This window comes from Haloferax sp. Atlit-4N (assembly GCF_003383025.1).
Taxonomy (GTDB): domain Archaea; phylum Halobacteriota; class Halobacteria; order Halobacteriales; family Haloferacaceae; genus Haloferax; species Haloferax gibbonsii.
The window spans coordinates 461,497-474,315 of the sequence record NZ_PSYY01000001.1; the positions used below are offsets into that span (position 1 = coordinate 461,497).

15 protein-coding genes and 1 tRNA gene are annotated in these 12,819 nt (G+C 65.4%); 7 read left to right on the plus strand and 9 right to left on the minus strand.

Annotated features, from left to right (window positions below):
- Positions 1–18 precede the first annotated feature (18 nt).
- Positions 19–984 (minus strand): phosphate/phosphite/phosphonate ABC transporter substrate-binding protein, encoded by a 966-nt coding sequence (locus C5C07_RS02440; protein ID WP_004973447.1) that lies wholly within the window; start codon positions 982–984, stop codon positions 19–21.
- Positions 985–1,192: 208 nt separating this feature from the next.
- Here C5C07_RS02440 and hisH point away from each other — a divergent pair, with 208 nt between their 5' ends.
- From hisH to C5C07_RS02470, 7 genes are all read left to right on the plus strand, one after another.
- Positions 1,193–1,852: an imidazole glycerol phosphate synthase subunit HisH gene (gene hisH, locus C5C07_RS02445; protein WP_004973446.1), complete on the plus strand. Its 660-nt coding sequence runs from the start codon at positions 1,193–1,195 to the stop codon at positions 1,850–1,852.
- Between the two features lie 54 nt (positions 1,853–1,906).
- A complete protein-coding gene (pheA, locus tag C5C07_RS02450) occupies positions 1,907–2,713 on the plus strand; it encodes a prephenate dehydratase (RefSeq protein ID WP_004973442.1) in 807 nt (268 codons plus the stop codon).
- A gap of 96 nt (positions 2,714–2,809) precedes the next feature.
- On the plus strand, positions 2,810–3,220 hold the full coding sequence (hsp14, locus tag C5C07_RS02455) for an archaeal heat shock protein Hsp14 (RefSeq protein WP_050458585.1): 411 nt from the start codon (positions 2,810–2,812) through the stop codon (positions 3,218–3,220).
- A 116-nt stretch (positions 3,221–3,336) separates the two neighbouring features.
- A complete protein-coding gene (hsp14, locus tag C5C07_RS02460) occupies positions 3,337–3,780 on the plus strand; it encodes an archaeal heat shock protein Hsp14 (protein WP_004973439.1) in 444 nt (147 codons plus the stop codon).
- A 315-nt stretch (positions 3,781–4,095) separates the two neighbouring features.
- Entirely contained in the window at positions 4,096–6,972 is a 2,877-nt protein-coding gene (leuS, locus tag C5C07_RS02465) for a leucine--tRNA ligase (protein ID WP_115804485.1), read from the plus strand.
- Positions 6,973–7,107: 135 nt separating this feature from the next.
- On the plus strand, positions 7,108–7,242 hold the full coding sequence (locus C5C07_RS22070; protein WP_255418486.1) for a hypothetical protein: 135 nt from the start codon (positions 7,108–7,110) through the stop codon (positions 7,240–7,242).
- Between the two features lie 56 nt (positions 7,243–7,298).
- The gene (locus tag C5C07_RS02470; RefSeq protein WP_004973435.1) at positions 7,299–7,517 is read left to right on the plus strand and encodes a hypothetical protein; all 219 of its coding nucleotides are present in this window, start codon (positions 7,299–7,301) and stop codon (positions 7,515–7,517) included.
- Positions 7,518–7,576: 59 nt separating this feature from the next.
- On the opposite strand, the gene C5C07_RS02475 is transcribed toward C5C07_RS02470, so the two are convergent.
- The 8 genes from C5C07_RS02475 to C5C07_RS02510 form a co-directional block, all read right to left on the minus strand.
- Entirely contained in the window at positions 7,577–8,572 is a 996-nt protein-coding gene (locus C5C07_RS02475) for an alanine dehydrogenase (protein WP_004973433.1), read from the minus strand.
- Positions 8,573–8,871: 299 nt separating this feature from the next.
- Positions 8,872–10,515: a thermosome subunit beta gene (gene thsB / locus C5C07_RS02480; RefSeq protein WP_004973432.1), complete on the minus strand. Its 1,644-nt coding sequence runs from the start codon at positions 10,513–10,515 to the stop codon at positions 8,872–8,874.
- Between the two features lie 215 nt (positions 10,516–10,730).
- Positions 10,731–11,123: a hypothetical protein gene (locus C5C07_RS02485; RefSeq protein ID WP_049904984.1), complete on the minus strand. Its 393-nt coding sequence runs from the start codon at positions 11,121–11,123 to the stop codon at positions 10,731–10,733.
- Positions 11,124–11,186: 63 nt separating this feature from the next.
- Positions 11,187–11,369 (minus strand): hypothetical protein, encoded by a 183-nt coding sequence (locus C5C07_RS02490; protein WP_004973428.1) that lies wholly within the window; start codon positions 11,367–11,369, stop codon positions 11,187–11,189.
- A gap of 425 nt (positions 11,370–11,794) precedes the next feature.
- Positions 11,795–11,875, minus strand: a tRNA-Ser gene (locus tag C5C07_RS02495).
- 29 nt (positions 11,876–11,904) lie between these two features.
- Positions 11,905–12,111: a hypothetical protein gene (locus C5C07_RS02500; RefSeq protein ID WP_004973426.1), complete on the minus strand. Its 207-nt coding sequence runs from the start codon at positions 12,109–12,111 to the stop codon at positions 11,905–11,907.
- A 1-nt stretch (position 12,112) separates the two neighbouring features.
- On the minus strand, positions 12,113–12,499 hold the full coding sequence (locus C5C07_RS02505) for a Rid family detoxifying hydrolase (RefSeq protein ID WP_004973424.1): 387 nt from the start codon (positions 12,497–12,499) through the stop codon (positions 12,113–12,115).
- Between the two features lie 83 nt (positions 12,500–12,582).
- Positions 12,583–12,789 carry a hypothetical protein gene (locus C5C07_RS02510; protein ID WP_004973422.1) on the minus strand — a complete coding sequence of 69 codons (207 nt, stop codon included), beginning with the start codon at positions 12,787–12,789 and terminating at the stop codon, positions 12,583–12,585.
- Positions 12,790–12,819: the final 30 nt, after the last annotated feature.

Below are 12,819 nucleotides of genomic sequence, written 5' to 3' on the forward strand. Positions count from 1 at the left end.
GAATTGTTTGTGAGTTGATTACTGTCCGAGAGAGATTCCGAGCGTGTCGATGACGTTCTGAATCGGCTGGTAGTCCTCGACGGTGCCCGGCTCGACGCCGGTGAACCAGAGCTGTTGGTCGTCGGAGAGGTCCTCGTTGATGAGGTCGTCCTGCGTGACGCTCGTGAGCGCGTCCGTCAGCGACGACTTCAGTCCGGACTCCAGCTCGGAGCGCACGATTATCGGTGCGCGGGGGATGGGGTCGGAAGCCGCGAGCAGTTGGAGTTCGGGGTCCGCGGTTCCGAGGTCGCCGTCGTTCTCGGCGGAGGTGTCGAGGAACTGCTGGGGGAACTGGTCTTTCGGGACGTGCGGCGCGGTCGAGAACGCGCCCGTGCCGGCGGCGACGACCTCGTCGCGGTTGACGAGCGTCTCGCGGGCGGTCGCGTGGTCGGACCACTGGCCGGTGAAGTCGACGGGCTCGCCGTCGGGGGCGTTGCCCGTGTCGAGGCCGGCCTGATTCAGCATGAAAAGCGGGAACAGCGACCCGCTCGTCGAGAGGCGGTCGGCGAACGCGACGGTCTCGCCTTCGAGGTCGGCGAGTTCCTCGATACCGCTGTCGGGCGTCGTCGTCATGATGGAGAAGTACTTCGCCGCGCCGTAGGCGACGCGGATACCCATGACTTCGGTCACGCCCTCGTTGCCGCCCTGAATGGCGATGGTCGGCGAGGAGTCGGCGAGGTCGGCCTGCCCGGACTTGAACGCCTGGTACACCGCGGCGTAGTCCGCGGCGACCGACGATTCGACCGTCACGTCGGCCTCGGATTCGAGGTACTCGAACAGCGGCTGATACTGCTGTTTGATGTCCACGTCCGATTCGGACGGCGTGAGGAGGAAGTTGACCGAGTCCGACCCACCCGTGACGCTGCCGATACACCCGCTCAACCCCGAAACGCCGAGCGCGCCGAGCGCGCCGGTCTTCTTGAGGAAACTCCGTCGGGAAGACATGTGATTCGTCAGAACACTCAGACACACTGAGGTTAAATCTTCCTATTCTTTCTCCGTATAGATACATAGATATAAAGTCATATTGCGTACTCTGTGAGTAAACATAGAACAGTCGGGCGATTTTGTGATACCGCGTCGGTCCCGCGGTCATCGGGCGACCGTCGCCGCGACGGAAACTCACTTGCCTCCCGGTCTCGCACGTGTACGCATGAGCACGACACAGTCGCCCGAAGAGACCCTCGCCGACGTGGTGATGGTCGACTACGGGCTCGGAAACCTCCGGAGCGCCATGCGAGGGCTCGAACGCGCGGGGGCGAACGTCGTCGTCTCCGACGACCCGGCCGACTTCGACGACGCCGACGGCATCGTTCTCCCCGGCGTCGGCGCGTTCTCCGAGGGGATGGAGAACGCCGGCCCCTTCCGCGAACCGCTCGCCGAGGCCGCCGCCGACGGGACGCCCATCTTCGGTATCTGTCTCGGGATGCAGATGCTGCTGACCTCCTCCGAGGAGGCCGACCACGCGGGCGAGGGCGAGGTCGAGGGGCTCGACTTCATCCCCGGCCGCAACGTCCGCTTCGACGAGGGACAGAAGGTCCCGCACATGGGCTGGAACGAACTCAACGTCCGGCGCGACCACCCGCTCGTCGAGGGCGTCGACGGCGAGTACGCCTACTTCGTCCACTCGTACTACGCCGACCCCGACGACGAGGACGCGGTCGTCGCGTCGACCGACTACGGCGTGGAGTTCCCCGCGGTCGTCGCCAACGAGGAGGGAACCGTCTTCGGCACGCAGTTCCACCCCGAGAAGTCCGGCGAGACCGGGCTGACCATCCTCCGCAACTTCGTCGAGTTCTGCGCGGAGCGATAGGCCGAATCTGCCTGCCCCGACGGTCTTTTGTCGCCGCTTCGTGAAGGGGTGTCCATGCAGGCAGTCACGCTCGGCCCGGCGGGCACGTACTCCCATCGCGCCGCCCGCGCGGTCGCCGACGACGTCGCCTTCCGAGAATCGGTCACCTCCATCGTCCAAGCGGTCGCCGACGGGTCGTTCGAGCGCGGCGTCGTTCCCATCGAAAACAGCATCGAAGGGAGCGTCACCGAGAGCCTCGACGCCGTGGCGAACTCGGACGTGAGCGTCGTCCAGGAAATCGTCACGCCCATCCGCCACGCGCTGTTGGCCCAGAGCGCGAACTTCGACGTCGTCGCCAGCCACTCGCAGGCGCTCGCGCAGTGTCGGTCCTACCTCGAAGAGAACTACCCCGACGCGAAGCTCGAAGCCGTCGCCAGCACGGCCCGCGGCGTCGAACGCGCCCGCGCGGACCCGTCGGTCGCGGGCATCGGTCACCCCGACAACGTTGGCGACGACCTCGAAATCATCGCCGAGGACATCCAGGACCAGTCGTCGAACGCGACGCGGTTCCTCGTCATCGCGCCCGAGTCCGCCCGCTCGGACGCCGGCGGCAAGAGTTCGCTCGTCGTCTACCCCAACGCCAACTACCCCGGACTCCTCTTGGAACTGCTCGAAGCGTTCGCCGAACGCGACATCAACCTCTCGCGCATCGAGTCGCGCCCGAGCGGCAACCGCCTCGGCGACTACCTGTTCCACATCGACGCCGACGCCGGCCTCTACGAAGAGCGGATGCAGGAGGCGCTCGAAGAGGTCGAGGGCATCGCCCGCAACGGCTGGGTTCGCGTCCTCGGGTCGTACGACACGCGGCACGTCCTGTACTGAGCATCCGCGGCCCCCGTTCCGCAGTCCGGCCGGGCGCTCTCGATATGTGGGTCTGAGCACATCTTTCTTTGCCGTCGGCGACGTACTCGGACGCGTATGCAGCGAAACCCGTTCGACGAGATAGAAGACCTGTTCGACCGGATGGGCCGGTCGTTCGAGGAGTCCGGTATCGGTCGGTTCCAAGACATCTCCCTCGACGTCGTCGACGACGACGAGGTCATCGAGGTCGTCGCCGACCTCCCCGGCTTCGAGAAGGACGACCTCGACGTGAGCGTCAGCGGGCGGCGACTCACCATCGCGGCCGACCACGAGGAGTCGTCGGAGGTCGACGACGACCGGTACGTCCGCCGCGAGCGGAGCCAGCGGTCCGTCTCCCGGACGATTACGCTCCCCGCCGAGGTCGTCCGCGACGAGGTGACGGCGTCGTACAAAAACGGCGTCCTGACCGTGACGCTCCCGAAGGCCGAACCCGCGGGCGACGACTCCACGCAAATCGACATCGAGTGACGCGGCTCATCTTTTGAATATCGGTGTTTCAAGTCCTGTAGCGTGCGAATTGCTATCTACGTTCCGGAAACGATTATCTCCTCAGACGGCGTCCATATGCCTCGGTGAAAAAACACATGATGCGACGTACCAACCCCTTCGACGATTTCGAGGAACTGTTCGAGCGAATGTCCCGCCAGTTCGACGAGATGGGACGGCAGTTCGACCGTTCGGGCGTGATGGCGCAGGTCCGCCACGAGATGGCAATCGACGTCACCGACCACGACGGCGAAATCGTCGTCACCATCGACCTCCCGGGCTACGAGAAGGAGGACATCTCCCTGTCGGTCGCCAACCGCACGCTGACGGTCGACGCGACGCGCGAACTCGACGAGGAACGCGCCGACGGCGAATACCTCCGCCGCGAGCGCCGCCACGAGTCCGCCCGCCGCACGATTCGCCTCCCCGAGTCGGTCGACGAGGACGGCGCGTCCGCCGGCTACCACAACGGCGTCCTGACGGTCACCCTCCCCAAGCGCGACGTCGAACCCGACGACTCCCGCCGCATCGACATCGACTGAGCCGGCGTCGCCGCCCCGATACCCGCTGGCGCGTCGCCCGCGACAGGCTCTCTCTTGGTGGGTCGCTCGCTGCTTTCGTTTCCGTTTTCGTTCCCGTTTTCGTTTCTTTGCCCGCCCGTCGGCGCGTTTCGGTCGCGATTTGCGCCGTCAGTTCTGTACCGGTCTCGATTCTGGCGAAACGAGGACTCGACGCCGTTTCGCGGCCAGTCTCTCCCGTTTGTCTCGTGCCACCGTGTGGCAATATCTGCCGCAATCAGACAGCCACACAAGTCGAGTATAGGAGTTATTTTAGGCCGGGGTACCACTACCACGGATATGGACTACGACCCGCAGGAACTCGAAGCGCGTTGGCGGGAGCGCTGGTCCGAGACCGGCCGATACGAGGCCGACCCGGACGCAGACGCCGACGACGCGACGTTCGTGACGGTGCCCTATCCGTACCCCAGCGGCGGGATGCACATCGGGCACGCGCGGACGTACACCGTTCCCGACGTGTACGCTCGCTACCGACGACAGCAGGGCGACAACGTCCTGTTTCCCATCGCGTGGCACGTCACCGGCACGCCCATCATCGGCGCGGTCGAGCGCCTGAAAAACCGCGAGGAGAAACAGCTCTCGGTTCTGACCGACACCTACAACGTCCCCGAGGACACGCTTTCGGACCTCGAATCGCCCATGGGCTGGGCGCGGTACTTCATCGAGGAACACTACAAGAAGGGGATGCAGTCGCTCGGTCTGTCGGTGGACTGGCGGCGCGAGTTCACCACGAACAACGAGCGCTACTCGAAGTTCGTCGAGTGGCAGTACCGGACGCTCCGCGAGCGCGGGCGACTGGAGAAGGGCCTCCACCCCGTCAAGTTCTGTACGAACGAGGAACAGCCGGTCACGACCCACGACCTGCTCGAAGGCGAGAACGCCGAGTTCCAGGAGTACACGCTGGTCCGCTTCGGCTGGGAGCGAGACGGCGGCGACGTGGTCGTCCCGATGGCGACCCTGCGCCCCGAGACGGTCCGCGGCGTGACCAACGCCTACATCGACCCCGAGGCGACCTACGTGGTCGCCGAGGTCGACGGCGAGACGTGGTTCGTCTCCGAGTACGCGGCCGACAAACTCGAATATCAGGCCCGCGACGTGGAGGTTCTCGAAACCGTCGAGGGTGCCGAACTCGTCGGCCAGACGGTCGAGAACCCCGTCACCGGCGACGACGTGCTCGTCCTGCCGGCCGACTTCGTCGACGCCGACAACGCGACGGGCGTCGTCATGTCCGTCCCGGCCCACAGCCCCGACGACTACGTGGCGCTGCAGGAGGCCAAGGCCGACGCCGACTACCTCGAATCGTTCGGCATCGACCCCGCCGACGTGGCGGCCATCGAACCGATTCCGATTCTCGACATCAACTCCGAGGACGACGCGTACGGCGAGATTCCCGCGAAGTCGGCCGTCGAGAACCGCGGAATCGAGTCCTCTGACGACCCCGCCCTCGAAAAGGCCACGAAGGACCTCTACAACAAGGAGTTCCACGCGGGTCGCCTCAAAGAGTTCTACGGCGACTACGCCGGCGGCCTCGTCGAGGAGGTCCGCGACGACTACAAGGCCGACGGCATCGAGGCCGGCCAGTTCGACGTGATGCAGGAGTTCTCCGAGGAGGTCGTCTGCCGCTGCGGCGGCGACGTCGTCGTCGCCGAACAGGACACGTGGTTCCTCTCGTACGACGACGAGGACTGGAAGCGACTCGCCCACGACGTGGCCGACGGGCTGGACGCCATCCCCGAGAACACCCGCGACGAGTACCACCACACCATCGACTGGCTCAACGGGTGGCCGTGTATCCGCAACTACGGCCTCGGAACCCGCCTGCCGTGGGACGACCAGTTCGTCATCGAGCCCCTCTCGGACTCGACCATCTACATGGCGTACTACACCATCGCCCACCGCCTGCAGGAGATTCCGACCGAGGAACTCACCCAGGAGTTCTTCGACGCGCTGTTCTACGGGGCCGACGCGGTCGACGACGCCCCCGAGAAAGCGCTCGAACTGCGCGAGGAGTGGGACTACTGGTACCCCGTCGACTACCGGTTCTCCGGAAACGACCTCATCACGAACCACCTGACGTTCTACCAGTTCCACCACGGCGAACTGTTCGACGAGCCGCAGTGGCCCCAGGGCATCGTCATCATGGGCATGGGCCTGCTCGAAGGCCAGAAGATGTCGTCCTCGAAGGGTCACGTCGTCCTCCCCGGCGAGGCCATCGGCGAGTACGGCGCGGACACCGTCCGCTTCTTCCTGCTCAACTCCGCGGAGCCGTGGCAGGACTACGACTGGCGCGACGACCTCGTCGGCTCGGTTCACGACCAGCTCGAACGGTTCTGGAACCGCGCGCAGGAGATTATCGCCGACCCCGGACCGGACGAGCGGCCCGAACTGGAGACGGTCGACCGCTGGCTCCTGTCGAAGCTGCAGGACACCGTCCGCGACGTGACGACCGCGATGGACGAGTCCGAGACGCGCTCGGCCAGTCAGGCGGCGTTCTACAACTTCGAGGAGTCGCTGCGGTGGTACCGCCGCCGGACCGACCTCGACCGCCCGGCCGCGAAGTGGACGCTCCGGACGGTCCTCGAAACCCGTCTGCGCCTGCTCGCGCCGTTCATCCCGTTCATGACGAACGAGCTGCACGAGCAGTTGACCGGCACGCCCGCGGAGGACGCGCCATGGCCCGAACCGGACGCCGAGTTCGAAGACGAGCCGGTCGAACTCGAAGAGCGACAGGTCGAGCGCCTGACCGAGGACGTGCGCGACATCATCGACGTGACCGACTCCGACCCCGACACCATCCGGGTCTACGTCGCCGCCGACTGGAAGCGCGACGTGTTCGAGACGGTCGTCGACAACGGCGACAACGTCGGCGCAATCATGGGTCAGGTCATGCAGGACCCCGACCTCCGCGAGAAGGGCAACGACGTGAACGACCTCGTGCAGGACCTCGTCGACCAGACCCGCGGGCGCGACGAATCGACGCTCCGCGCGCAGCTCGAACTGGACGAGGCCGGCACCTACGAGCGCGCGGCCGACTTCCTCGCCCGCGAGTTCGACGCCGAGGTCGAGGTGTTCGCCGAGGACGACCCCGACATCGTCGACCCCGCCGACCGCGCCTCGAAGGCGATTCCGTTCCGCCCCGCGGTCCACCTCGAATAGCCGGGCGCGCCGCGACACGACCGGATTCTATTTTTCAGCGCTGATACGCAGCCGCGAGCACTGCTAAAAACGCCAACTGAGCCGACTATCCGGGCGCTCCCCTAGATTTACGGTATCACATACGATAATTAACACATGCTGTGCGAGGCATGCGAAGTCGAGATGTATCGCGTGGACGACGAAAAGCGGACCGACCTCGAAGACAGGCGGACCTACGAGTGCCCCGACTGCGGCGCGACCGAAGAGCGGGCGAAGTACCGACATTGGTGAGGTCGGCCCCGCGGTCCGGCGTTCGGTTTATCGTCTCGCCGAACTAACACTATTTCATGAGCGAAGACGACTCGCTGAGCCTCGCACAGAAGGCCTACCACACCGTTACGCCGGGGACCCGACCGCGGACGAACAGCGAGATGGACTCCATCGGGTGGACGATGTTTCTCATCCTCGTCGTCCTGATGGTTCCGTTCTTGCCCTTCATCGCCATCGTCTACGTGCTCTCGAAGGTGTTCGGCTACCTCAACGCACAGCGGGGGCCGAGCCCGTAGCTCGGGGGTCGGACCGCAAAAGAGAACGGTGAATGCCAGCAGCGTCGGGTCGGTCGACCTTACTCGGCGAGACCGAGGAGGTCGAACGCGTAGCCGTTGTCGTTCTCGAACGCGTGCTCGTAGGCGACGTGGGCCGCCGCGACGTCCTGAATCGCGAGTCCCGTGGAGTCGAAGACGCTGATGCCGTCGGCGTCGGTGCGGCCGTCGAGGTTCCCGAGGACGATGTCGCCGATTGCGCCGTAGATGTCGTCGTCGGTGAGGACGCCCTGATTGTACGGGACGTTGATTTCGCCGGAGTGGGTGGTCTGGGCGTGGTCGTCGATGACGAGCTTGGCGTCCAAGAGCACCTCGTCTGCGAGTTCGTGTTTGCCCTCGGCGTCGGCACCCATCGCGTTGATGTGGGTGTGGTCGCCGACCGCGTCGCGCGGGACGATGGGCGACTCGACGGGCGTCACCGTCGACAGCACGTCACAGCTTGCGGCCTCCTCGATGGAGCCGGCGCGGATGTCGAACTCGTCTTCGAAGGCGTCGATGAAGTCGGCGACGCGCTCCTCGTCGAGGTCGGAGATGACGACCTCCTCGATGTCGCGGACCTCGCTGATGGCGCGAAGCTGCGTGTACGACTGGACGCCCGCGCCGACGATACCCATCGAGGAGGCGTCCTCGACGGCGAGGTAGTCGGTGGCGACGGCCGCGGCCGCGCCGGTGCGGAGCATCGTGAGCTCCGTCCCGTCGAGGAGCGCCAGCGGGAAGGCGTTCTCGGGGTCGGAGTAAATCATCGTGCCCATGACGGTGGGCAGGTCGTACTTGTCGCCGTTGTCGGGGTGGACGTTGACCCACTTGATGCCCGCGGCGTCCCAGTCGCCCGCGTCTAAGTAGGCGGGCATCGACCGGAAGTCGCCGTTGTACTGCGGCAGGTCGATGTAGGACTTCGGCGGCATCTGGGCGTCGCCGGACTCGTAGGCGGCGAAGGCGTCCTCGATGGCCGAGATGAGCTCCGGCATCTGGACGTTCTCGTGAACGTCGTCCTTGTTCAACAGCAGCGTCTTGCGCATAGAGACACGTTGCCGTACCTGCTACTTAGTTCGTTCCATTTCTGAACACAACTGCAAGTGTATCTGAGAAAGTGAGATAATTATCCAACTTCTCTGACATCGGTGAATCAGCGTGGGGCTCTCGTCCGATCGTCGCGAGAGTCGGAATCGACGCCCATCGGTTGCTTCTCCCCCGCGTACCGTCGTTCGGAGGCACAGCCGCGGCTCTTCGGATGCTCGGCAGCCGTTTTGCGCCAAAAATGAGTGATTCGTCGCGCGGTGCAGGCGTCGGGGGATGGGTGAAAGGCGTTAGCCGATTTTCACATCGCGCCGCCCATACCGCCCATGCCGCCCATGCCACCCATGCCGCCGGGTGCGCCGCCCTCGTCGTCGTCGTCGCCGCCGGTGGAGAGGTCACCGGCCGCGATGATGTCGTCTATCTTGAGGACGAGGTTCGCGGCTTCGGAGGCGGAGGCGACGGCCTGCTCCTTCGCGTGAGCCGTCTCGACGACGCCCGCTTCGAACGCGTCTTCGACCTCGCCGGTGAAGACGTTCAGCCCGGCGCGGACCTGACCCTCTTCGTGGGCCGCGCGGAGGTCGACGAGCGTGTCGATGGAGTCGAGACCGGCGTTCTCCGCGAGGACGCGCGGGACGAGTTCGAGCGCGTCGGCGAACGCCTCGACCGCGAGCTGCTCGCGGCCGGAGACGGAGTCGGCGTAGTTGCGGAGGCGCGAGGCGAGTTCGACCTCGATAGCGCCGCCGCCGGCGAGCACTCGACCGTCGGCGACCGTCGACGCGACGACGTCGAGGGCGTCCTGGACGCCGCGTTCGAGTTCGTCGACGACGTGGTCGGTGGAGCCGCGGAGCAGGAGCGTGACGCCGTGGACGTCGTCGCCGATGCCCTCGACGTAGAACAGCTCGTCGGCCTCGTCGCGGCGGATGGAGGCGCGACCGAGGTCGCCGGCCTCGATGGAGTCGAGGTCGGAGACGACCGCCGCACCGGTGATGTTCTTGAGGAAGCGGATGTCGGATTTCTTCGTCCGGCGGACCGCGAGGATGCCCTGCTTCGCGAGGTAGTGCTGGGCGAGGTCGTCGATGCCCTTCTGGCAGAAGACCACGTCAGCGCCGGAGTCGACGATCTGGTCGACCTTCGCTTTCAGCTGGGCCTCCTCTTGGTCGAGGAACTTCTGGAGCTGGTCGGGGCTCTCGATGGAGACGTTCGTGTCGATGTCGGTCTCCTCGACCTCGACGGGCTCGTTGAGCAGCAGCACGTCGGCCTCGTCGAACTGGACCGGCATGTCGTCGTGGACGGGGTCCTTGTCGATGACGGCACCGGTGAGGAGCTCGGACTCGGACGCCGAGCGACCGGTCTGCGTCTCGATGGAGATGTTCTCGAGGTCGACGACGTGGGAGCCATCGTTGGCTTCGACGGTGACCTGTCGGACGGCGCGGACGATGAGGTCCGCGAGCAGCTCCTTGTTGAGCTCGGAGCTCTTGCCCGTCATGGAGGTCTCGGCGACCTTCTTCAGGAGTTCCTCGTCGTCGGGGTCGACGCGCTCCGCGATGTTGTCGATTTCCTCGCGCGCCTTCTCGGAGGCGAGGTTGAAGCCGCGGATGATGGCCGTCGGGTGGATGTCCTGTTCGAGGAGGTCCTCGGCGTTCTTGAGGAGTTCACCCGCGATGGCGACCGCCGTCGTCGTTCCGTCGCCGGCTTCGTCCTCCTGCGTCTCGGCGACCTCGACGATCATCTCGGCCGTCGGGTTGTCGATGTCCATCTCCTTGAGGATGGTGACGCCGTCGTTCGTGATGGTGACGTCGCCCATCGAGTCGACGAGCATCTTGTCCATCCCCTTCGGGCCGAGTGTAGAACGTACCGCCTCGGCGACTGCTCGTGCGGCGCGGATGTTGTACGCCTGCGCGTCGCGGTCCTTGACGCGCTGTGCATCCTCGCCCATGATGATCATCGGCTGACCCTGCTGCATTCGCTGGCTCATAGACAGGCCTTGATTGTTTGTGATTCTATAAAAAAGCTTCGCCGACGAATCGAGCACTGAACTCCGCGCGTTCGCCGCGTTATCCCGGTAACCGCGCGACAGATGCCTCCTCTCGGGTGTTCGGGGAGTTACTGTGGTACGTCATTTCACACCACAATTCTGTCCCGGCCGGGGCGCTTTATACGCTACTCTTCGACCGGCTCTTTCCAGTGGACCGTCACCGTTCCGACGGCGAACGCGTCGTCGCCGTCGTCGTCGCGGACGACTCGGATGGTGTTCGAGCCCTCGACGAGGCTCGCGCCGGTCACGGTGTCGACCCAGTACTGCCAGCCGTCGCCCGGCGGGATGTCGAACCCCGAAAGCGAGTCGCCGTTGATTCGAATCTCGTGGCCGTACTCGCCCACGTCGAACGCCTGGATACCGAGGTACGGCTCTCGCGGGTCGTCGGTCGGGACGTCGAACTCGAACGTCGCCGTCTCGTTTCCGGCGTCGTCCGCCCAGTCGAGGTCCAGCGTCTCTCCTTCGGGGTGGAGGTGCGACCCGATAAACACGGTCGCGTAGTTCGCGCGGTGGTGCACGCTCACACGTTCTGTTGCGCCCGATAAAAATTCGCGTGGTCGGCGGCAGCGTTGGCCGCGCCGTCAGTCGTCGTCGGGGAGTTCGTCCGCGAGGAACTCGCCGTCGGTCTCGTCTCTCGCGGCGTCGAGCGGGGGCTCGTCGTCGTCTTCGTCTAACACCGATAACTCTCGTTCGTACAGCCGCTCGGTGAGCTGGGTCCGCTTGTTGAGGCCCTTCTTCTCGCGGCCGGTCTTGGTGTCAGGCATTGTCAATCGTGGTATCGTATCTCATGGGGATGAATGTTTTGTCCGAACAGTTGATACGGTCGCTTCTGTGGCGGTACCGTAGGTTGGGTCTGTGGTAGTGCCTCGGGTCGCGTCGAACTGGGGGTGCCCTGCCAGTTTCGACGTAAGTGGTCCTTGGCGAGTGGGGCCATAGACTCCGGCGACGGTTCTCGCCGGCCGGCGATTGCGGGAGAAGCTATGTGCACCGGATGCGAAGGTGAGGGATTTGAGCCTCAGTCGCTCACGACTCGCGGCTCCGCCGTTCGTCTCACTGCGACACTTCGTGTCGCACATTGCTCACTCTGTTCGCTTCGCTCCTTGGTTCAAATCCTCCGGCGGCGTTCTCCCGAACTCGCCGCCCGCAGCGCGACGAGACGCGCTGCTACGTGAGTTGAGTTCGGAAGAAGCGCCAGGAGAGGGATTTGAACCCCCGATCCCAGAGGGAACACGCTTTCCAGGCGTGCGCCTTACCGCTCGGCCATCCTGGCTTACAACGCAACGTTCCCGCCTGGATAATTTAAGCCCTTCCTTTCCGTTCGAGTCGGGGTTCGATGACGTATGTCACGGACCCGACGGCGACGCCGGACGCGACCGCCACCGCGGCGACCGCCCCGAACGACACGTCGATGCCGAGTCCGAGGAGGACCGCGCCCTGCGCGAGGACGCCCACGAGGAGGAGGCTCGCTGCGCCCCACGCGAGCGCGGACCGGACGCGGCGGGCCACGTTACTCCTCGTCGACGACGGCGACGGCCTCGATTTCGACGCCGACGCCCTTCGGCAGGTTGCCGACCTCGACCGCCGAGCGGGCCGGCGGCTCCTCGTCGAAGTAGGTCGCGTACGTCTCGTTCATCTCCTCGAAGTCGTCGATGTCGGCGAGGAACACGGTCGTCTTCAGCACGTCGCTCGCGTCCGCGCCGGCCTCCGCGAGGATGGCCATCACGTTGTCGAGCGACTGCGTCGTCTGCGTCGTGATGTCCTCGTCGTCGAGGAGCTCGCCGTCCGGCGTCAGCGGAATCTGCCCCGCCGTGTAGAGCAGCGAGCCGTTGGTCGTCGCCTGACTGTACGCACCGACCGCGGCCGGCGCTTCGTCGGTCTCGATGACGCGCTTCATACGCGGTGGATTTCGCCACGACGTGATAAAATAGGGTGGAACGACCGGGTCCGCGGCGGAGCGAGCCGGTCGCAGCCCGTCAGTTAGATCGACTTCCCGGAGAGGCTGATGCCGGTCGTGAGGACGCCCGAGGCGAACAACAGCCCCATCCCGAGGGCGGTGACGACGTCGCCGTCTCGGAGCGCGAACCCCGCGACGGCGACGCTGACGGCGACCAGTCCGAGGCCGAGGAGGGTCAGCGGTTTCGTGAGCGATTCGGCGGTGGGGGTTGTGTTGGGGAGCGTAGCCATGGGTGGATTGGTTGTGGGGGAAGGGTCGAT